Source organism: Levilactobacillus suantsaii (assembly GCF_014069315.1).
Taxonomy (GTDB): Bacteria; Bacillota; Bacilli; order Lactobacillales; family Lactobacillaceae; genus Levilactobacillus; species Levilactobacillus suantsaii.
In genome coordinates this window covers 1,918,820-1,939,709 of record NZ_CP059603.1, presented here as the reverse complement: position 1 = coordinate 1,939,709, position 20,890 = coordinate 1,918,820, and the positions used below count along the sequence as shown (strand labels likewise).

Here is a 20,890-nt window from a genome sequence, read left to right as displayed (position 1 = left end):
CTTTAGTTTACCATAATCAAAAGGGGGCCAACCACACGGTCGACCCCCTTCAACAAAACTTTACATGAAATTTTTAATTTTGATGCTGACCGAGCCAATTACCGAGACGCTTATGCAACAAGATGAACAGGAAGCCCAGGACGGCCCCCTTGATCAGGTTGAATGGCACGATACCAAACAGGACCAACTTCGGAACGGGCAAGCTCAAGGACATGCCCCAAACCTTTAAGTACAACGGCGTGATGAACCACAGGTTAGCGAGCGACAACACAATCGTCAAACTCAAAGTCCCCGCAATAACCGCTAAGACCTGCCGGGAAAGCGTCGCTGGCTTATGCTTCAACACGGCACTGATCGGCACGATGTACACGATGTCCGCAATAAACGCCGTGAAGATTCCAATGAAGTTCATGACGTCTAGCCCCGTTGACACGAAGTAGAGCAGTTCCTTAACCGCTGCAATCAAAATCGCACCCCCGGCGCCGAAAATACTCATCCCAAGTAATACCACCAAATCACTGAAGTCGAGCTTCATGTAGGGCACAATCGGGATAATCGGTAACGAAATAAACATCAGGACGTACGACACCCCTGCAAACAACGCCATCTCGACCATCGCGCGAACGCTAATTCCCTGTTGTCGACTTTCCATAACTCTGTTCCTCCTTACGGTCATCTCACACACGGCGGGACCAAAAAAGGCCTCGCCGCAGAAGGGCAAGACCTTGTTGATTACGTCAGGAAGCGCAAAGAGCAACGTCTCATCTTCTGCATACCAGACTTTACTGTCGGCTTCGGAATTGCACCGAATCAACCACATCGCTGTGGGTCGCGGACTTTTACCGCCGGTCGGGAATTTCACCCTGCCTTGAAGATGAACCTAATTAATTTTAATTACACACTTAATATACAAACTTTCTTAAAGTTTGTCAAGACTTTCACTTACTTTGTTAAGCCCGTGAGGCGTTTTAATTCCTTTAATTCTTCGGGTTTTAAGTGGCGGGACTCTCCCGGCTGCAAACCCTTGAGAGTCAGGAAACCGTACTGCTCGCGCTTTAGTTTTTCAACGGGATACCCCACGGCCTCCAGCATTTTTTTGACCTGATGGTTGCGCCCTTCATGAATCGTGAGCTGCACGATCGCCGTCTGTTTCTTTTTGTCCGCGCTCAGGACCTTGGACTTTGCCGGTGCATAGTGATCGTCGTCCACGGTTATTCCTTGACGCAACTGGCGCATGGCGTCGTTACTGGGAATCCCCGTGACCCGGGCCACATAAACTTTCTCGACTTCGTAACGGGGGTGGGTCAACCGATTCGCCAGTTCCCCATCGTTCGTCAAAAGCAATAGGCCTGACGTGTCGTAATCCAGACGGCCGACCGGGTAGATCCGTTGGGGCACGTCTTCAATCAAGTCCACGACCGTCCGCCGCTTTTTCTCGTCGTGGGCCGTCGAGATTACCCCACGGGGCTTATACAACAGCATGTATACCGGTGTTTCCGTTGTGATGGGGACGTTATCGACTAAGATCTTATCGTGCACGCCCACCTTGGTCCCTAGTTCGGTCACCACGGCTCCGTTGACCTTGATGTGGCCACTCATAATCAGTTTCTCCGCTTGCCGCCGGGAGGCTACTCCCGCGTGGGCTAAGACTTTTTGGAGTCGTTCCATGTCTTGTCATCTCCTGAATTCAATTGTTGGTTAAAGGCCTGTAAAAACAAGTCCCCTTCATCGCCGTTGGCTTCAGCGGGGGTCGCCGCAGCCGGTAATGGGGGTAAGTCTTGTAACTGTTTTAAGCCGAAGTAATCTAAAAAGTAATCGGTGGTCCGATAAATTTTGGGCCGTCCTGGTTCATTTAACCGCCCAGCAGGTTCGATCAGCCGGCGCAAAACCAGTTTTTGGACCGTCGACGTGCTCTGTACGCCCCGAATCTCATCAACTTCGATTCGGGTAATCGGTTGCCGATAAGCAATGATGGCCAGAACTTCTAAGGCCGCCGGGGACAAAGCCGTACTCAGTGGACTTTCAAAGTAGCGCTGAATCACGGGGCTGAGCGCCGCCTTAGTGACCAAACGATACGTGGTGTCATTGACCATCAGTTCCAAAGCCGAATTCTCATCGGCCGTATACTTTTCGGCCAACCGCTCTAGATTCGCCAAAATGGCCGGGCGTAATAGCCCGGTCACGGTCGCCAAATCGGCAACCGTCATCCCCTCGTCACCGCTGACGAACAGTAAGCTTTCAATCTGTGCGAGTGGTGTCATCGACCAAGCCCCCTTCTTGACGTGCACTAACTTCCAGTGGCACTAACCGACTGGCTTGGCGTAGCGTGACCTGCCGCTGACGAGCTAATTCGAGTACCGCCAAAAAGGTCGTCACGACTTCGTCTAAGACTGGTGCCGGCCCAAATAACCGGTCAAAAGCTACCGGTCGCGTTGTCCTCAGCAATCGTTGTAGGACCGTATGCATCTGGTGCTTGATTGTGAAATGTTCCGATGCCACGTGCTGGGTCACCGGCCGAGTCGCGGTCGCTCGGTGCGCTAAGTGAATCAACGTCGCTTGCAGATCGTTGACCGTTACTCCGGGAGCCACGGTCAACGGCGTATCTGCCGGCACCGGCATGGCTGGACGGGTGAAGTGTTGTTGACGTGCTTGCGCGCGTTTTTTTAACACGGCCGCGGCGCGTTGGTAACGCTGATACTCGACTAGTTGGGCCACCAATTCGGCCCGCGGATCATCAGGTTCATCGTCATCATCCGCCGGGGCTAAGGTCTGCGGCTTCGGCAGTAAGAGTTTGGCCTTAATAGCCATCAAATTAGCCGCCATCACGAAGTATTCCCCAGCAACGTCCAACCGCAACGTCTGTAACTGGTGTAAATAAGTCAAGTACTGACTGGTGATGGTGGTGATGCGGATATCGTAAATATCCATTTTATTCGTTTTAATCAGGTGTAATAAAAGATCTAATGGGCCTTCAAAGTCACTGACTTGAATCAGTGGCTGGCCGGTCGAGGTGGTTTTGTCCATGCTGAAATTCCCACTTTGCAATAATCTGTGATGTCGCGAGGGTCCCCATCAGTCGCTGTTTTGGGGTCGCGGTCGCGAGTTGGTCGAGCATTTGCCATTCATTGGTGGTCGATTGTTTGTCCGGCATCAGCCCGACCAGCCGGACGATGATGTAATTGGCTTGCAGTTCGGTTCCCACGACCCCTGCAAAATCATCGTACTGGTCTTTCCATAAATATAACGTGCGGTCGTCACCGCCCTGGTACCAGGTCAATTCCTGTTGGAGTCGGTCCCAGTCCTTAAATGCGGGTAACAAACTCATAATTCCCATCGCAATTTTTTGATAGTCACTCCGATACTTTAATAACATCCGTGCGCCTCCAATTTTCGCGTTAGGCCCGGGGGTGATACCGGTCATAGACGGCCGCCAGGCGCTGCTTCGAAATGTGCGTGTAAATCTGTGTCGTGGTGATATCGGCGTGCCCCAACAATTCCTGCACGACCCGCAAATCAGCCCCGTTCTCCAAAATGTGCGTGGCAAACGAGTGGCGCAGGGTGTGGGGCGTTACGTCTTTTTTGATATCCGCTAACGCCACGTAATGCTTGATCTTTTGCCAAATGGCCTGGCGGGTCAAGCCGCCGCCGTGAGCGTTCAAGAACAAATATGGACTGGTCCGCCGCTTCAATAGAACCAGGCGACTGGTCTTGAGATACCGGGTAACCCAGTCACAAGCCACGTCGCCGATGGGGACGATGCGCTCCTTGCCTCCCTTACCTAGGGTCTGCAAGAGGCCCATCTCCAGGTGCAAATCACTGAGCTTCAAATGCACGAGTTCGCTGACCCGCAAACCCGTGGCGTACAGGACCTCCAGCATTGCGCGGTCGCGCACCCCGTATTTCGTGGTCACGTCGGGCGTCGCTAAAAGCCGGGTGACCTCGGCGACCGTCAAGACCGCCGGTAAATGTTCGGCGTGCTTGGGGGCGGCCACGTTAGCCATCGGGTTTTCTGTGAGCTGATGAGTCTCCATCAAGTATCGGTAATATTTTCGCAGGGCCGAGACCGCGTGAATCACCGAATTCCGCGATTTTCCCTGTTGGGTGAGCGTCGCCAAATACGCCATCAACTGGGACCGGTCGCAAGCCTTAAAATCGTTTATCTGCCGGTGCTGTAAATACGCCGCTAGTTCGCGTAATTCCTGGGCGTAGCTGGTCACCGAATTTCGGGCCAAGCCCTGCTCGACCGTCAAATAATGGGTGAAATCCGCAATCGCCATTTCAAATGGTCGCACCCGACCGCCCCCTTACTTAAGCCTGCGGTGCCGAATCGTCGGTCGCTTGATCGGTGACCAACCAAAGCTGTCCGTCGTGTTGGGTGATCTTGCGGTCCTTTAAGAGGTGGCCGATGGCCCGCTTGAACTGGCCCTTGCTAATGCCAAAGTAGGCCCGAATTGCGGCCGGCGAACTTTTGTCGCTGAACTCTAAATGGCCAGCTTCGCTATGTTCCAACGCCGCCAGCAACATGGCGGCATCGTCATCGATAGCTTCGTAGGCTCTAGGCTTTAAGGATAAGTTCAACGTCCCGTCGTCGTGCACGCCGATGATTCGCCCGTGGACTTCCGCCCCTAAATGCGGTTCAACGTCCCGTTCATCCGGGTGAATGAACCCCAACTCGTAGTGGTCGGTCATGACTCGGGTCCCGACGAGTTTGTTTTGGACCACGGTCGCCGTCACGTTGGCATTTTCCATCCGCTTCTTACCCGGTTGTGCAATCGCATGGAAGATATCCATGTCGGCCAGTACGCCCCAAAGGCGTTGCTTGTGGTCTTCGCGCAACGCGATCAACAGCTTGTCACCTTGCTGTGGCCACAGTTCCATCATGCTCGGCAGGTCATCTAACGAGACGACCATATCCTTGTTGGGCAAGCCGATGTCCACAAATACTCCGAGCGTTCGCTGGCTCCGGACTACCGTGCCCCAACCATAGTGGTCCACCTGGACCTGCGGGGCGTTCCGGGTAATGGTCAGATGATGATCTTCACTTTCGTACGCGAAGCCCTTAAACGTGGCCCCCGCTCTCAAAGGTTTTTTGATTTCTTGCTTGGCCAGCCGAAAAGTGGTGCCTTCCGCTTGAACGAAATAGTCCGTTTCGTTTTCGTCGGTCACACTTCCCGTAATCATACGGCCTAATAAGTTTTCCATAATTTCCTCGTTTCTGGATGGGAATGACCCCATCCGGGTCTCAATCGATCGATTTTGTGGACCGTACCGGATAAATCAAGTACCTAGTACCGGCCACTGCCGTTCGTTCTCAAAGTCGCTAACTTGTATTCTACACGGAAATCTCCCAACTAGCGAGGGGCGCGACGCAAAAAAGCCGTTTTTCTCCCGGTCGACCCGTAAAAAAACGGACTCACCAATTGGCAAGTCCGTTTCAATCATTAATTTAATGTCGCTTAAAGTGCGTTAGAAGCACCGTGGTAAACGATTCCCCGACGAGAATCGACCGTAATCAATTCACCATCAGAAATCTTATCACTGGCCCCAGCAGCGCCCACGATCACTGGAATTCCCATGGAAATTCCAACGACTGCGGCGTGAGAAGTCAACCCACCGTTTTCAACGATAACGGCGCTGGACTTTTCGATAGCTGGTAAGTAGTCCTTGTCGGTGTTCTTGGCAATCAAGATACCACCTTCAACGGTCTTGGCGTTGGCTTCAGCAGCAGAGTTGGCAATCACTGCCTTACCGATGACCGTATCGTCGCCGACACCTTGACCTTGAACGAGCTTGGAACCAATCAATTGGATCTTCATCAAGTTCGTCGTGCCTCGTTCGCCAACTGGAACCCCAGCGGTGATCAGGATTAAGTCGCCTTCCTTAGCCAAGCCCGTTTCAACGGCCTTAGCTGCGGCTAAGTCGAACATTTCATCGGTGTTGGATGGCTTTTCGGTCACGATTGGGTAAACGCCCCAGTTAACCATTAAGCCACGCCGAGTCCGGTCATCAAAAGTGACCGCTAAGATGTTCGCGTTTGGCCGGTACTTCGAGATCATCTTGGCCGTGTAACCTGATTCGGTTGCCGCCACGATAGTCTTAACACCCAATTGTTGCGCAACCCGAGCAACGGAAGCCCCGATAGATTCGGTGACGTCACCGTTGTCAAAGCTCAAGTTGTCACGACCAAAGTCAGCCAAAGCATTTTCAGCCTTGATGTCGATTTGGTTCATGGTTGCAACGGATTGAACTGGGTATTCCCCGTTGGCACTTTCACCGGATAACATGGTAGCGTCAGTCCCATCAAAGACGGCGTTAGCCACGTCAGAAGCTTCGGCACGCGTTGGGCGTGGGTTTTCTTGCATGGAGTCCAACATTTGGGTAGCCGTGATAACTGGCTTACCTAACAAGTTGCACTTCTTGATGAGGGCTTTTTGAACCAACGGGACGTTTTCCGTTGGGATTTCAACCCCCATGTCCCCACGAGCAACCATTAACCCATCGGACACCTTGATAATGTCGTCAAAGTTGTTGATACCTTCTTGAGATTCGATCTTTGGGAAGATTTGAACGTGTTCCATGTGCTTTTCTTCGAGCAGTTCACGAATGTCCATCACATCTTGTGGCTTCCGAACGAAGGAAGCAGCGATGAAGTTGATTTCGTGGTCCAAACCAAAGCGAATATCGTCGGAGTCCTTTTCCGTGATCCCAGGTAAGTTGATGGAAACACCAGGGGCGTTGACACCCTTCCGGGAACCTAAGACACCGTCGTTTTGAACCTTAACCAACAATTCCTTAGTAGCATCGTCCTTCTTTTCAACGACCGTGTCTAACAATCCATCGTCGAATAAGACGTGGCCACCTTCATGGACGTCATCGAACAAGCCAGGGTAAGTGACCGCAATCTTGTCCTTCGTTCCCTCTAAGGAAGCATCCATGGAAATACGGAATTCGTCGCCAGTGTTGAATTGGAGCTTGCCGCCCTTTTGAACGGTCGTCCGGATTTCAGCACCCTTCGTGTCCAGCATAATGCCGACAGTCTTACCAGTAATCTTTTCCGCCTTGTGGACGTTTTCCAAACGGCCAAGGTGTTCTTCGTGATCACCATGGGAGAAGTTGAACCGGAAAATGTTAGCTCCGGCCTCGATCAACTTAACGATGGTATCCACGTCAGTACTTGCAGGACCAAGGGTACTTACAATCTTGGTTTTCTTCATTAGAAAAATCTCTCCTTTAGAATTGGCACGAATTCGGTCGCCAAACAGAAAGTTTGGTAGACCAAAATCTTCAGCACAAATTTGATTCCAGAAGTATTTTAGCACTTTTAAAAATTTATGTCTGCTATGTTCGCTGAATTTCAGCGACTTTGTTGCCAAATTCTCAAAGTAAGCGTTTTCCGTTGACGCGCAATCGAATTTTGACAAACCAATTACAGTTTTTCCTTATCTTTAAATAAGCCCACCATTACTCACTAGTGGTTGACGTCGGCGTCGGAATCGTGAAGCCCAGGTCCCGGATGTCGGCATCGAAGGTCTTAACCGTGTCGAGGGAAACTTGAAGCGCTTTCTTGCCGAGTTTCGGTAACTTGGCCAAAATTTTTGGTGGTACCGTGATGATATCGCACCCCGTTTGGTCCGCTTGAACGATGTTAAAGACTTCACGAGTGCTGGCCCATAACAGCTCGATTCGTGGCTTAGCGTGGCATAATTTCGCAGCTGCCCGCATCAATGGTACCGGGTCGACTCCGGTATCGGCGATTCGGCCCGCAAAGACAGAGACGATCCCCCCAGTTCGTTCACTTAACGCTTGAACCGCCAATTTAACTTGCTCAAGTGTCGTGATAGCTGTGACGTTGACCTTTACACCAGCTTGCGATAATCGTTGGATGACCGCCGTGTTGTCAACACCGGTGGCGCGAATGATAGGTACCTTGACCGCAACGTGCTTCCCTAAGTCCGCCAAAACCAGGGCCTCTTTTACCATCTGATCCGGGTCACTGGAGAAGACCTCGAAACTGATCGATTGGTCGGGAAAGGCAGCTACGGCGGCCCGAGCAAAAGCCAAATAATCCGTAATCCCCGCCGCCTTCATCAAGCTGGGATTCGTGGTAAATCCCTGCACCCGCCCCGTTTGTGCGACCTGTTGCATGGCGGTCAATTCCGCCCCATCCGAATATAGCTTCACGTTTAATTGCATGAAAAAAGCCTCCAAATTAAATGATATTAGTTATTGGTATAATCGTATCAAAGCTAATATAAATAGTCTAGAGGCATTTTTATTTAAATTGGTCTATCCATTTTTAAAGACGACGTTACCGGCGCCCATCAATCGTTCTAACGATGCCGTCAGGGCCGCATCAGCCGTTAACCACTGTTGCCGGGGCAGGACTCGCTTCTGGTCGGTCTGCGGCTGATACACAATCACCGGGACATCTCCCGCATGTTGGGTCAAGACCTGGGCCAATTGCGCCGCCACTTTTCGGTCATCGTGATCGGCATCAACGCGGATAAACCAACGAGCCCCCGCGGGTAACGTCACCGGCTGAGGAGCCGCGGACAAACGGTTGGCCACTAGTTGCAGCCCGCGTTTGCGTTCCACCTTGCCCGTAACCACGACGACTTGACCGGTCGCTAACCAGGTGCTAGCTTGGCGAAATTGGTTGGGAAAGACCGTGATGCTCACATCAGCGGATTCGTCGCTGCCGGTGAGAAACGCCATCGGCTCGCCTCGCTTGGTGCGAATCTTGCGAATCCCCGTGACGTAGACCACCACGGTGGCCCGCTGGACACTGGCCAAATCACTGATTGGCACTGCGTGGAGCTTTCGCCTAAGGTCCCGGTACTGCTCGACCGGGTGACCGGACAAATATGCGCCCAAGACCGCTTCTTCCTTTTGAAGCTTGGTCATCAAATCTAAATCGGGTTGATGTTGGACCTTGGGTGCTAAGGCCGCAAACAGGTCCACGTTGTTGCCCGAAAGTTCGACCGTGCTCAAAAATTCGGGAATCGCCGCAATCAGTTCCGCCCGGTTGTACCCAAAGTGATCGAAGGTCCCCGCATAGACCATGGCGTTCAACAGGTCGGCCTTGCGGTACTTAGGATCAGTGCGGTTCAAAAAGTCATGTAAGGTCTTGAACGGCCCATTCTCGTGCCGTTCGGCTAAAATCGCTCGCAAAAAATCGCGTCGCACGCCCTTGATCGAACTCAACCCAAAGATGATCGCCTGATCTTGCAAATTAAAGTAAGCCGTCGAGCGGTTGATATCTGGCGGTAACACGGTCACCCCGTGGCGTTTGGCTTCGGTTAAGTACATCTTAGTCTTTACCGGGACGTTGATCACCGAATTCAGCAACGCCGCATAAAATGGTCCCGGGTAGTGGGCCTTCAAATAGGCTAGTTGAAACGCCAGCTTACTGTAAGCCACCGCGTGGGAGCGGTTGAACCCGTAGTTGGCGAACCGGTCCATATAGGCGAAGACGCGTTGGGCCACATCTTCTGAGTAGCCCTTCTGTAAGGCCCCCTGGACGAATTGCTTTTGCATGGCATCCATGGTCCGGTGCTTCTTCTTACTCATAGCCCGCCGCAATAAATCGGCTTGGCCCAGTGTAAAGCCCCCCATGGCTGACGCTACCTGCATAACCTGCTCTTGGTAAACCAAGACGCCATAGGTGGGACCTAAAATGGGTTTCAACGCATCGGCCGCATAGGTCACGGGTTCCTTGCCCTGTTTGCGGTTAATGAAGGTACCGATATTTTCCATCGGCCCCGGCCGGTACAGCGCGTTTACGGCCGCGACCAGTTCAAAACTATCGGGTTTTAATTGGCGCAAGACCCGCTTGATACCGGCCGATTCAAATTGGAAGACCCCGTTAGTCTCTCCTTGGGCAAATAGCTGGAGTGTCGCCGCATCGTTGAGATCGATATCGTTCACGGATAGTGCGTGACCCGTTTGCTTGCGGACTAACCGCAGGGCGTTCGCCAGGATACTAAGATTTCGTAGTCCCAGGAAATCCATCTTCAACAATCCCACGGCTTCGACGGTGTCCTTAGGATACTGGGTCATGAGCAAGCCTTCACTCCCCGGTTGGAGCGGCACCAGATCCGTCAGTTGTCCCTGGCTCAATACGATACCGGCCGCGTGGGTCGAGTAATTTCGCGGTAAGCCTTCCAATTGTCGCGCCGTAGTAAAGAGCAAGCGATTGCGGTCGCTATCGGCCACCAGATTGCGCAACCGTTGCGATTGTTGGTAGGCAGCTTGCAAGGTGATGTGCAACTGGTTCGGAATCGCCGCACTCCAATCACTCATTTCAAAGGCACTCACGCCTAAGACGCGACCCACGTCGCGTAACGCTGCCTTGGCCGCCAGAGTCCCGAACGTAATAATTTGGGCGACTCGTTCGTGGCCGTACTTGTCGTGAACGTACTGGAGGACCTCCTGCCGTCGATCATCCGGGATATCCAAATCAATATCAGGCATCTGGGCCCGTTCCTCGTTCAAGAACCGTTCAAACAACAGGTGGTAGGCCAGTGGGTCCACTTCCGTGATGGCCAGCGCATACGCCACTAACGACCCGGCCGCTGAGCCTCGGCCCGGACCGGTCTGGATATGAGCGCGGTGCGCAAAGTTCATGACGTCCCAGACAATCAGAAAATAATCATCAAAGCCCATCCGGTGGATCACGCCCAATTCATGGGTCAACCGCTCTTGGTAGGCGGCTCGGTCTGCCGTTGCGTGGCCTTGCAAACGCGCAGCTAGTCCCCGCTCACAAAGTTGTTGAAGGTAGGCTTGTGAACTCAACTGTTGCGGCGTTGGAAACTGGGGTAATTGTGGCTGTTGAAAGTGCAAGGTCACCTGCACATCGGCCGCCAACTGCCCGGTCGCCGTCGCCGCTGCCGCTAGCTGACCCGCATACCGATTAGTCTGGTCCGCCGCCGGCATCAACCAATGGTCGCCTAATTCGTGCTGTTTGGTTTGGGGGTCATCAATCGTGGCCCCCGCCGCAATCGCCCGAAGCACGTTTACGGCGAAATCGTCTTCGCGGTTCAAATAAGTCACCGGACTCAACGCGACCAACGTGGTTTGCGTTTGCTCAGCGACCGCCGATAACCCATCCTGGAGAACCAAAGCGGTATCTGCAGCGACACCCAAATACAGGTGTTTTGCGGGGACCCATTGTTGTAAGCGTTGGACCACCTGAACGGCTGCCGGAGCATCCCCCGCAACCAACAATTGGTGAACTTCGCTATCCAGCGGAGCGATTACGTCTAGATGGGTCAAATTCGCTGATTGTCGCGCTAAGTCGACGGGGGCTTCGCCGACCTGATAGGCTGTCGTCAGCTGCATCAACTGCTGGTATCCCGTGAAGTCACGGGCAATGAAGACCCAGTTGAGTTCGCTTTCCCCGTTGACCACCAGTCCCTGCGTGGTCAACGTCAACCCCAGTAACGGTTGGATTCCAGCCGTTTGGCAGGCGTTATAAAAGGCTACCGTGCCGTACATGACGTTTTTATCAGTCAGAGCTAACGCCGTGTAGCCCCGTTGTTTCGCCGTTTGCACCAATTCGGTGATTCGATTGGTACTTTGTAACAGACTGTAGGTGCTGAAGACTTGTAATGGCACAAACACGTCGCTTTCTCCCCTTCCTAGTTTGCTCTATTATACCAGAAAAACGCGCTCGTTTAACTGCAAACGAACGCGTGTTCTGAATTTTATCTTGAGGGGTAACAGTCTTATTTGACCAATAACATCCGGTCACGTAACCGCGTCATGGTCATAAAATCATCCGTGAAAATACCAGCGACTTGTTGCTGAAACAACTCATAAGCTTCAGCAGGCTCATCGACCGTCCAAATTCGTTCCGTTACCGGAATATCGGCTTGGTAATGCTTTAAATGTAATCCCTCGAGGTGTTCGTTAGTCACAAACGCCTTGGCGTTCACCACCGGTTTCCCAGTCAACCAGCAACAAGCCTCGTCGGGTGCCAACAACTGGCAAGCCTTTAAGGATGGCAGGTAAAACGACGAGAAAATCACGGGCCGCGCAAGGGTCACGGTATCTAGCATATCCAAAACGATCTTCTCAATCCCTGGGTAGCGAACTTTGTTGGTCTTAAACTCTAGGTTGAGCTGCACATCCTGGTCGCCCACTAACGCTAGCAGTTCCGCTAACGTGGGAATTACTTCGCCACGATCCAAGTGAAACTGTCGTAGTTCCGCTAGGGTGTAATCCTTAATGAACCCTTTGCCATCAGTGGTCCGGTTGAGCTTTTCGTCATGCATGATGACGGGGACTCGATCCTTCGTCAGTTGAACATCAAACTCCAAGCCATCGATGTGGTGGGCCAACGCATAGTCGAACCCGGCTAAACTATTCTCTGGGAATTGCGCTGGATACCCCCGGTGGCCAAAAATTGCCGTGCGGATTGCCATAATTTTCCTCCTCATAACCCTTCTTTTAACTGATCAACGCCACCTTAACTTACTCAAGAATAGCCGTTAGACCGATTATTATTGCTGATGTAACTATTCATTGATTTCTGGGCGGTAGCCAATGCTTTTTGTGGGTCACTCCCCTGATAAATCTGTTCCATGGCCGTTTGGGTCAGGGTCCGGGCCTGAATCAAGCCCTGTAAAAAGATACCCGAGTTGGTATTGTTCGGCGTAGCGGCGCGCAATTGTTCTCCTGGAACTTTAGTTGCCGGCAACTTTTGATAAAGTGCCTGTAATTCCGGTTCCTTTTGCGAATCCTTGTTCAACGCCAAGTACCCGGTCGCAACTTGCCAAGCCGCCTGATTCTTAGCCGTCAGCAAGTACTTGATGAAGTCCCAAGCCCCCCGTTGAACGTGGGTCGTCTTGTCGTTAGAGATCCACAGCGAGGCGCCCCCAATGGCGACTCCGTTGGCTTTTTGACCATCCGGATGCGGGTAATAAGTGATGCCCAATTTGTCCGGGTTACCCTTGGTCAGTTGCCCAATCGTAGCCGAGCTTTGGAGAAACATCCCCAACCGGCCCGATAAGAAGCTCGCCGTTTCGTTATTAACAGCGTTGGCGCCGGCCCCGTAGTTCACGAAGCTGCCGCGCTTCAAATTCGTTTGGATCCACTGCATAGTCTGGACTGCCGCCGGTCCGGTGAAGTTAACGGCCGTTGGGGTCCCAGCATGCCCGTCTTCCCGGTTAGCTAATGACTCCCCCGAGTTAGCCAGGAACTGTTCGAACAGCCAGCCATAGATTTCCACGGTGATCCCCTGGACCTTTTTATGCGAGCGGGTCATTAACTGAGTCGCCACCCGGGTGATATCCTGATACGACGGGTTGACCGGCGGTGGCGTGATCCCGTACTTTTTCAGTAACGTCGCGTTATAGTACAGGACCGGTTGTGACGTATTGAACGGCATCGAGAGTTGCACTCCTTTATTGGCGTAAAAGGCGCGGGCCCCCGACGCAATCTTTTGGACCGGATAATGGTCCTCGTCGATAAACTTTTGGACCGGCGTGGTGTACCCCGTGTGGTGCAACTGGCTAGTCGAGATATCCATCGATTGGAAGACCGCCGGTGAGGCATCAGTCCCGTGAGTATCGATGATCTTCTGGACCGCCTCATTATAGTTCCCTTCAAATTCGGGAACGACTTCATACTTTGTTTGTGAGTGGTTAAAATTTTTGACCAACGTCAATAATTATTGCTGGGCAGGACCGGTCATTTCGTGCCAAAAAACCACTTTCGTCCGGGTATTGGCCTGAGCCGTGGTCGCCCGCTGATGCGTGGCCCACCCTAAGCCAATAGCAGCCACAATAATCAGACACAGGCCAGCTAATCCCCAGCGTTCCCAGTTACGTATCCGTCGCATTATTTCGTGGCCCCCTCGTTCAACCCGTTCTTGAAGTAGTGCTGCCCAACGAACAGAACTAATAACGTTGGGATCACTACGATCACGGCACTGGCTTGGATCATCCCCCAATTGTTGAAGGTTTCTTGGGACTGCAGTTGCCGCAAACCGTCTTGCACGGGACGAAACTTATCGCTAAACGTGGTCAACATCGGCCAGAGGTATTGGTTCCAGCTTTCCAGAAAACTGTAAGCCGCCAGCGTGAAGATGCTAATGCGGGCGTAAGGTAACGCCACGCGCCAATAGAATTGCCAGTGATTCAGGCCCTCGATATCGGCGGCTTCCTTGAGTTCCCCGGGAATCTGGCGAAATGCCTGGCGCAACATGAAAATGCCAAAGGCCGAGGTCAGAAACGGAATCACCATGACCGCGTAATGGTTCAACAGGTTCAAGAACCGAACCGTAGCGAAGTTTGGAATCACCTCAGCTTCAAATGGGAGCATCATGGTCGCTAAAATGACGTAGAATAGGAAATCTCGACCTTTGAATTTAAGAAAGACGAACGTGTAAGCCCCCAGTGAACAGAATAAGACCTGCGCCAACATGGTCAGCGTCGAAATCACCAGGCTGTTGACCAGATACCGCAGAATGGCTGTCTGTTGCACCGCATCGACGTAATTGGCCAGCGAAAGGTGGGAACTGATTAGAATCCCCTTGGCAATATCAGCCGTGGGCATCAAACTGGTCCAGAAACCAAGAATAAATGGTCCTAAGATTAACAGAGCCAGGAGTCCCAAGCCTAGATACCGAAGGGATTTGTGCGTTTTGGTCAGACTCATCATTAGTAAGTCACCCGCTTTTCGAGGAATTTGAATTGCAGTAACGTGAACAAGGCAATGACCAGAGCCAAAATGATCGACTCGGCACTAGCCATGCCATAGTTCCCGGTCAAAAAGGCATCCTTATAAACTTAGTAGACCATCAGGTTCGTCGCATTGTTCGGCCCCCCGGCGGTCATCAGATCAATCAGCCCGAAACTCTTGAACGCCCCGATCAACGTGACCGTTGCGGTAAAGAACAGCGTAGGTGAAATCATCGGCAACGTCACGTGCCAGAATTGGTACCTCTTAGACGCCCCTTCAATATCTGCTGCTTCGTACAACGTCGGGGGCACCATCTGGAGGGCCCCAAAGAGAATCAAGAAGGTGAAACCGAGGTTCATCCAGACCGTCGAAACGATGATGGCGACCATCGCCCAGCCGGGATCGGTCAACCAATTGATCACCGGTAAATGGAAGAAGGCGGCAATCTGGTCCAATAACCCGACCGAAGGACTAAAGATGAACAGCCAGAAAATGGCTGCGACCGAGACCGAGACCCCCATCGTCGCCGAAAAGATGGTCCGGAACCACTGAATCCCGGCCAGCTTTTGAACGGTCGCTTGCGCCAGCAAGATACCTAGCGCGAGGGTCAAAACGACGACCCCGACCACGTAGAACCCCGTTGCCGTAAGACTGGCTCGGTAAGCCGCCGAGGTCAACAAGCTCACGTAATTTTTTAAGCCCACAAAGACAGTCGGTCGCCCCACATTATTGGTTAAAAACAAGCTCAAATAGAGCGTCCGTACCATCGGGTAAAAGACAAACACGCCTAAAATCAGGAGCGATGGTCCTAAAAAAGCGGCGGCATAATACTTATCATTGACGTGGACGTTAAAGCCCTTGGCTGCTGTTTTGGCAAAGGACTTAACGGTTGGCTGCGACTTGGGAACGCTGTGTCCGGCTTCCATTGGTCATACCTTCTTTCAAAATGAATTGGGCCTGGCCTTGTGCATCAAACACATAAACCGTCCCGGTGATCTTGACCGCTAGTTGTTCTCCGGGACGATAAGCCATGGCGGGGTCCCCCACTAATTCCAAGGCCGTCCCGTCGGCCAGTTGCGTTTCTAGTAGCATGTTAGCGCCCAGGTACTCTACCGTCTGGACTTGCACGTTAGGTGTCGCGGTGTCCCGCGGCAGAATGGTCAAGGCGTTGGGCCGAATCCCAACTGTGTAATCAGCTACCGCTAAGGGGCGGGGTAGAGGCAACTTCAACGTCTGGGCCAAAGTCAGTTCTTCATCGCCACTCACCCGTGCCGGCAAGAGGTTCATCCGGGGAGCCCCGAAGAAACTAGCCACGAACGTGTTGACTGGCTGGCTATAGATTTCGAGGGGCGTCCCAATCTGTTGCACGTGGCGGTCGTGTAGCACCATGATGTGGTCAGCCATAGTCATGGCTTCCACCTGATCATGCGTCACGTAGATCACGGTCAAGCCTAATTTTTGCTGGAGGTTCCGCAATTCGGTACGCATCTTGACCCGCAACTGGGCGTCAAGGTTCGAGAGCGGTTCGTCCATCAAACAAATCTTGGCGTCACTGGCCACCGCACGGGCCAGTGCGAACCGTTGCCGTTGCCCACCGGAAAGGTCGCGGGGCTTACGATCCTTGAATTCGGTGAGGTTGACCAGTTCCAAGGCTCGATTGACGCGGTCAGCCACTTCAGCTGCTGGGAACTTACGAGCTTTCAGTCCAAACCCAACGTTATCTGTGACCGATAGAAACGGAAAGAGCGCGTAACTTTGAAACACCATCGTGAGCTTACGATCCTTGGGCGGCAGATTCGTTGCGACTTGACCATCGATGGTCAACTCGCCTGCCGAAATGGGAATCAACCCAGCAATCATACGTAATAACGTACTTTTCCCACATCCTGACGGGCCGACGATAGCGAAGAACTCACCACTTTCGATTTCCGCTTGAACGTCGCGTAAAACCCAATCCTCAGCGTGATATGCCTTACTGAGGCCATCCAATTTAATTGACATCTTGCCACTTCCCTTATTAAAAACTAGTCTCAGTGTAAGGAAAGCATGTAAAGGACCCGTATGTTCCGTGTAAATGGTTTGTATTATCCCCGCAACCAACCACCGGCAACGGTAAGCTCAGTGAACAATCCATTAAAAAAAGCCCCGCCTCCACGGCCTGAATGGCCATTGAGACTGGGCTTATACTGCGTTGTTACTGTTGAACTTCGGCGGGCGTTTGCACTTGATGCGTGAACGTCAGTTGATCATCCGCCACGTCGATGGTGATCAAGCTGTGAGCAGGAATCTCACCCGCAATCAACAACTTGGCCAACGGCGTCTCGACGTGGGTGGTGATGAACCGTTGCAATGGTCGCGCCCCGTAAGCTGGCAGGTACCCAGCTTGGGCAATCCATTGTTGGGCCGCTGGCGTGATGGTCAAGTCTAACTGTTGTTCATGCAGGCGCGTCGCTAACCGGGCGACCAATTTGACCACGATTTGTTGGACGTCGGCTAACGTCAGTGGCGTGAACATGATGGTCTCATCGATCCGGTTCAAAAATTCGGGCCGGAAGTGTGTTTGCAACAATCGAGCGACCTGTTCTTGCGCGTCCTTGGTCAGTTTTCCCTGGTCATCGGTCCCTTGTAACAGGATGTCGGACCCCAAGTTCGAGGTCATGATCAAGATCGTGTTCTTGAAGTCCACGGTCCGACCCTGACTATCCGTCAAGCGGCCATCGTCTAAGACCTGTAATAACAAGTTAAAGACGTCCGGATGTGCTTTTTCCACCTCATCAAACAAGACGATGGTGTACGGGTTACGCCGGACGGCCTCGGTTAGTTGGCCCCCTTCTTCGTAGCCCACGTAACCGGGCGCTGCACCAACTAGCCGGGACACGGATTCCTTTTCCATGTATTCGCTCATGTCGATACGGACCATGTGATCTTCGCTGTCGAATAAGTTAGCGGCCAACGCTTTGGCCAGTTCTGTCTTTCCGACCCCGGTCGGACCTAAGAAGAGAAATGAGCCCAACGGTTTGGTCGGATCCTGTAACCCGGCGCGGGACCGCAGGACGGCATCCGCCACGGCAGCTACGGCTTGGTCCTGGCCCACGACCCGGTCATGCAACCGGTCACCTAATTTCAAAAGCTTTTCGCGTTCGCCTTGGACCAACCGAGTGACCGGGATCCCCGTCATCCGACTGACCACGGCCGCGATTTCGTTCGCCGTCACGGATTCGGAGACCAGCCACTTCTTTTGATGGTTGCGGGCTTCCAGTTCCGTCAGTTCCTTTTCCAGCTGCGGAATAGTCCCGTGTTGGAGCTTAGCCGCCTTGGTCAGGTCGTACTGACTTTCGGCGTCAGTCAATTCGCGCTTGGCCCGGTCAATTTCGGTCTTCTTGGTCCCGAGTTGTTGGATTGCCGTCTTTTCGTCCGTCCACTGAGCGCTCAAACGGTCGACCTTCTCCTTGATGTCGGCCAGTTGCTTGGTGAGTTCTTGTAAGCGAGTCTTCGATGCGGCGTCGGTCTCTTGCTTCAATGCCGTTTGTTCGACCTGCATCCGCATCATCTGACGCTGGGCTTGGTCCAGTTCGGTTGGTGCCGAGTTCATCTCGACCCGAATCGAAGCCGAGGCTTCATCCACCAGGTCGATGGCCTTGTCGGGCAAGAAACGGTCGGTCAAATAGCGGTTCGACAACTTAGCGGCCGCTACCAGGGCATTGTCGTGAATGCGGACCCCGTGATGGATTTCGAAGCGTTCGCGAATCCCCCGCAGAATCGTGACCGTGTCGGCCACGCTGGGTTCGTCGACCACGACTCGCTGGAACCGGCGGGCCAAGGCCTTATCTTTTTCCATGTATTCCCGGTACTCATCGAGCGTGGTGGCCCCAATCAGGTGAAGCTCACCGCGAGCTAGCATTGGTTTCAAGAGGTTCCCGGCGTCCATGCTGCCTTCCGCCTTACCAGCCCCCACAATGTTGTGAATTTCGTCGATGAACATGATGATTTGACCGTCGCTCTTGGTGACTGCCTTTAAGACGGCCTTCAAGCGTTCCTCAAATTCACCGCGGTACTTGGCCCCGGCAATCAATGCGCCCATATCGAGGGAAAAGATAGTCTTGTCTTTCAAGTTGTCGGGCACGTCGCCGCGCACGATTCGTTGGGCCAAGCCCTCCACGATGGCGGTCTTCCCAACGCCGGCTTCCCCAATCAAGACGGGGTTGTTTTTGGTTTTCCGTGACAAGATCCGAATCACGGACAAGATTTCGTCATCCCGGCCAATGATCGGGTCGATTTTTCCACTGCGCATAGCTTGGACTAAATCAATTCCGTACTTCTTCAAGGCCTGGTACTGGGATTCCTGATTTTTCGAGGTGACTCGTTCGCCGTTGCGAACTTGGTCCACGGCCAGCTTTAATTGTTTAGTGGTCAAACCTTGTTGCTTCAAGTAGTCGGTCAGGCTTTCCCCACTTAACTGCATCAGCGCCAAGACCACCATGTCGATAGCCAAGTACTCATCATGGTAACTGTCCTTCAACTGGTCGGCCTGTTGCAACAGAGTGGTCAAATTATTGGAAAAGGTCTGACCATATTGCACGTTACTGCCCGTGACCTGACTGATACCGTCCAGTTCTCGGTCGAGTTCAGCGTCCAACTGCGCAACGTCAACGCCAGCCGATTCAAAGAGCTGGCGAGCTAATTCACCTAGTTGAATCAAAAATTTAAATAGGTGTGCCACCGTGACCGCTTGGTGTCGCCGGGTGACCGCAATCCGTTGGGCCTCCCCTAAGGCGTCCGTCAAGGCTTGCGTCATTTTTTCTGGATTCATATCTCTTCCTCCGTTTCAACTTAGACTTAAGTTGTGGCTAAAAAAGAGGCCCCGTTAAGGTCACCTCAATTTTCACTCATATTCTAACTGATTTAAGCTGAAATTCAAAATAATTTGACCAAATTTGACCAATTAATTTAAGCGCGTTGTTCCGCTAAGGTCACAATCTTTAACAAAACGTCGGTCGCCCGTTCCATGGTTTGTTCGGAAACGTACTCGTAGTGCCCGTGCATGTTCTCGCCCCCGGCAAACAGGTTCGGCGTTGGCAAGCCCATGAAGGAAATCTTGGACCCATCCGTACCACCCCGAACCGGGAAAATCAACGGCTTGATTTGTAAGGCTTCCATAGCGTCTTTAGCCAAATCGACCACGGTCATATTCTTTTCGATGATCTCACGCATATTGTAATACTGGTCCTTGATGGTGACTTCCAAACGCTTTTGACCGTAAGCCCGGTTCATCCGGTCGGCGATGCCCTGGAAGAGCCGTTTGCGGTCTTCGAAGAGTTGCCGGTCGTGGTCGCGGATGATGTAGCTGAGTTGGGCCGTGTCCACATCCCCCGTGATGCGGTAGAGATGGAAGAACCCTTCCCGGCCTTCAGTCGTTTCGGGCCGGTCATGCGCTGGCAAAGCCGCGTGAAAGTCCATGGCAACTTGCGATGCGTTGACCATCACGCCCTTCGCCTCGGCCGGGTGAACGTTGGTCCCAGTTATTTTGACCTGAGCATCCGCGGCGTTAAACGTTTCGTACTCCAATTGCCCCAAAGGTCCGCCATCGACGGTGTAGGCCAAATCGGCACCAAAGTCCGCCACGTCAAAGTGGTCCGCCCCGGTCCCGACTTCTTCGTCGGGACCCAGACCAATCTCGATTTCACCGTGCTTGATTTCCGGGTGGGCCAACAGATATTCTGCGGCCGCCATGATTTCGGCGACTCCGGACTTATCGTCGGCGCCTAGTAGCGTGGTCCCGTCGGTGGTAATCAGGGTGTCTCCTTGGTAATTTTTCAAATTCGGGAACACGGCGGGGTCTAACTGGTACTTGCCCGCCTCATCTAAATTAATGACGGATTGCCCATCATAGTCTTTCACGATTTGCGGCTGAATGTTTTCGGCGTTAAAGTCTGCCGTATCGAAATGGGCAATGAACCCAATCTTTTTGACCGCTTTATCCGTGTTTGCCGGTAGCGTCGCGTAAACGTAGGCCGATTGTGAGTTGATGTGCACGTTACTTAAGCCAATCGCCTTCAGGTCTTTGACCAAACGTTGCGCAAAGTCCGTCAGCCGTGGCGTTGACGGAATCGTGGTCGAGGCCGGGTCCGAGCGGGTGTTCACTTTCACGTAATCTAAAAATCGCGGAATCAGGTTTGCATACTTCGTCAATTCAATCATCCTTTCA

General features: G+C 52.7%; 15 protein-coding genes, 2 pseudogenes and 1 riboswitch. All 17 genes and pseudogenes read right to left on the bottom strand.

All coding sequences use genetic code 11. The features are described from left to right. Window positions 1-73: 73 nt before the first annotated feature. Entirely contained in the window at window positions 74-652 is a 579-nt protein-coding gene (locus H3M12_RS08990; protein WP_129031466.1) for an ECF transporter S component, read from the bottom strand. A 107-nt stretch (window positions 653-759) separates the two neighbouring features. Continuing rightward, window positions 760-880, bottom strand: a riboswitch (FMN riboswitch). Window positions 881-942: 62 nt separating this feature from the next. Then, window positions 943-1,668, bottom strand: a complete 726-nt coding sequence (locus H3M12_RS08985; protein ID WP_129031467.1) for a pseudouridine synthase — start codon at window positions 1,666-1,668, stop codon at window positions 943-945. Further along, window positions 1,644-2,261, bottom strand: a complete 618-nt coding sequence (gene scpB, locus H3M12_RS08980) for an SMC-Scp complex subunit ScpB (RefSeq protein WP_129031468.1) — start codon at window positions 2,259-2,261, stop codon at window positions 1,644-1,646. The genes H3M12_RS08985 and scpB overlap by 25 nt, the downstream gene beginning before the upstream one ends. Beyond that, on the bottom strand, window positions 2,239-3,024 hold the full coding sequence (locus H3M12_RS08975) for a segregation and condensation protein A (RefSeq protein WP_129031469.1): 786 nt from the start codon (window positions 3,022-3,024) through the stop codon (window positions 2,239-2,241). The genes scpB and H3M12_RS08975 overlap by 23 nt, the downstream gene beginning before the upstream one ends. Then, entirely contained in the window at window positions 2,978-3,373 is a 396-nt protein-coding gene (locus H3M12_RS08970; RefSeq protein ID WP_129031470.1) for an N-acetyltransferase, read from the bottom strand. The genes H3M12_RS08975 and H3M12_RS08970 overlap by 47 nt, the downstream gene beginning before the upstream one ends. Window positions 3,374-3,395: 22 nt before the next feature. Beyond that, window positions 3,396-4,277 (bottom strand): site-specific tyrosine recombinase XerD, encoded by an 882-nt coding sequence (xerD, locus tag H3M12_RS08965; RefSeq protein WP_129031583.1) that lies wholly within the window; start codon window positions 4,275-4,277, stop codon window positions 3,396-3,398. A 31-nt stretch (window positions 4,278-4,308) separates the two neighbouring features. Continuing rightward, complete coding sequence (locus H3M12_RS08960) at window positions 4,309-5,202, bottom strand: CvfB family protein (protein ID WP_129031471.1); 894 nt, start codon at window positions 5,200-5,202, stop codon at window positions 4,309-4,311. Between the two features lie 254 nt (window positions 5,203-5,456). After that, window positions 5,457-7,214: a pyruvate kinase gene (gene pyk, locus H3M12_RS08955; RefSeq protein WP_129031472.1), complete on the bottom strand. Its 1,758-nt coding sequence runs from the start codon at window positions 7,212-7,214 to the stop codon at window positions 5,457-5,459. 247 nt (window positions 7,215-7,461) lie between these two features. Then, a complete protein-coding gene (locus H3M12_RS08950; RefSeq protein WP_129031473.1) occupies window positions 7,462-8,193 on the bottom strand; it encodes a transaldolase in 732 nt (243 codons plus the stop codon). Window positions 8,194-8,286: 93 nt separating this feature from the next. Beyond that, window positions 8,287-11,622, bottom strand: coding sequence for a DNA polymerase III subunit alpha (gene dnaE, locus H3M12_RS08945; RefSeq protein WP_129031474.1), 3,336 nt, complete (start codon window positions 11,620-11,622; stop codon window positions 8,287-8,289). 104 nt (window positions 11,623-11,726) lie between these two features. After that, on the bottom strand, window positions 11,727-12,425 hold the full coding sequence (locus tag H3M12_RS08940; RefSeq protein ID WP_129031475.1) for a glycerophosphodiester phosphodiesterase family protein: 699 nt from the start codon (window positions 12,423-12,425) through the stop codon (window positions 11,727-11,729). A gap of 53 nt (window positions 12,426-12,478) precedes the next feature. Continuing rightward, window positions 12,479-13,843: pseudogene (locus H3M12_RS08935) on the bottom strand (ABC transporter substrate-binding protein). Further along, window positions 13,843-14,664 (bottom strand): carbohydrate ABC transporter permease, encoded by an 822-nt coding sequence (locus H3M12_RS08930; RefSeq protein ID WP_129031477.1) that lies wholly within the window; start codon window positions 14,662-14,664, stop codon window positions 13,843-13,845. Before H3M12_RS08930 ends, H3M12_RS08935 begins: the two are co-directional and overlap by 1 nt. Continuing rightward, window positions 14,664-15,611, bottom strand: a pseudogene (locus tag H3M12_RS08925) (carbohydrate ABC transporter permease). The gene H3M12_RS08930 and the pseudogene H3M12_RS08925 overlap by 1 nt, the downstream one beginning before the upstream one ends. Then, entirely contained in the window at window positions 15,568-16,686 is a 1,119-nt protein-coding gene (locus tag H3M12_RS08920) for an ABC transporter ATP-binding protein (RefSeq protein WP_129031479.1), read from the bottom strand. The pseudogene H3M12_RS08925 and the gene H3M12_RS08920 overlap by 44 nt, the downstream one beginning before the upstream one ends. Before the next feature lie 193 nt (window positions 16,687-16,879). After that, complete coding sequence (clpB, locus tag H3M12_RS08915; RefSeq protein WP_129031480.1) at window positions 16,880-19,495, bottom strand: ATP-dependent chaperone ClpB; 2,616 nt, start codon at window positions 19,493-19,495, stop codon at window positions 16,880-16,882. 137 nt (window positions 19,496-19,632) lie between these two features. Next, on the bottom strand, window positions 19,633-20,874 hold the full coding sequence (gene pepT / locus H3M12_RS08910; protein ID WP_182150640.1) for a peptidase T: 1,242 nt from the start codon (window positions 20,872-20,874) through the stop codon (window positions 19,633-19,635). Window positions 20,875-20,890 lie beyond the last annotated feature (16 nt).

Bases quoted from the DNA above. Each gene is read 5' to 3' on its own strand.
- H3M12_RS08940 (WP_129031475.1), bottom strand. From the start codon at position 12,425: ATGGCAATCCGCACGGCAATTTTTGGCCACCGGGGGTATCCAGCGCAA.
- xerD (WP_129031583.1), bottom strand. From the start codon at position 4,277: ATGGCGATTGCGGATTTCACCCATTATTTGACGGTCGAGCAGGGCTTG.
- H3M12_RS08975 (WP_129031469.1), bottom strand. From the start codon at position 3,024: ATGGACAAAACCACCTCGACCGGCCAGCCACTGATTCAAGTCAGTGAC.
- scpB (WP_129031468.1), bottom strand. From the start codon at position 2,261: ATGACACCACTCGCACAGATTGAAAGCTTACTGTTCGTCAGCGGTGAC.
- H3M12_RS08950 (WP_129031473.1), bottom strand. From the start codon at position 8,193: ATGCAATTAAACGTGAAGCTATATTCGGATGGGGCGGAATTGACCGCC.
- H3M12_RS08930 (WP_129031477.1), bottom strand. From the start codon at position 14,664: ATGATGAGTCTGACCAAAACGCACAAATCCCTTCGGTATCTAGGCTTG.
- H3M12_RS08960 (WP_129031471.1), bottom strand. From the start codon at position 5,202: ATGGAAAACTTATTAGGCCGTATGATTACGGGAAGTGTGACCGACGAA.
- pyk (WP_129031472.1), bottom strand. From the start codon at position 7,214: ATGAAGAAAACCAAGATTGTAAGTACCCTTGGTCCTGCAAGTACTGAC.
- H3M12_RS08920 (WP_129031479.1), bottom strand. From the start codon at position 16,686: ATGTCAATTAAATTGGATGGCCTCAGTAAGGCATATCACGCTGAGGAT.
- H3M12_RS08985 (WP_129031467.1), bottom strand. From the start codon at position 1,668: ATGGAACGACTCCAAAAAGTCTTAGCCCACGCGGGAGTAGCCTCCCGG.
- clpB (WP_129031480.1), bottom strand. From the start codon at position 19,495: ATGAATCCAGAAAAAATGACGCAAGCCTTGACGGACGCCTTAGGGGAG.
- H3M12_RS08970 (WP_129031470.1), bottom strand. From the start codon at position 3,373: ATGTTATTAAAGTATCGGAGTGACTATCAAAAAATTGCGATGGGAATT.
- H3M12_RS08990 (WP_129031466.1), bottom strand. From the start codon at position 652: ATGGAAAGTCGACAACAGGGAATTAGCGTTCGCGCGATGGTCGAGATG.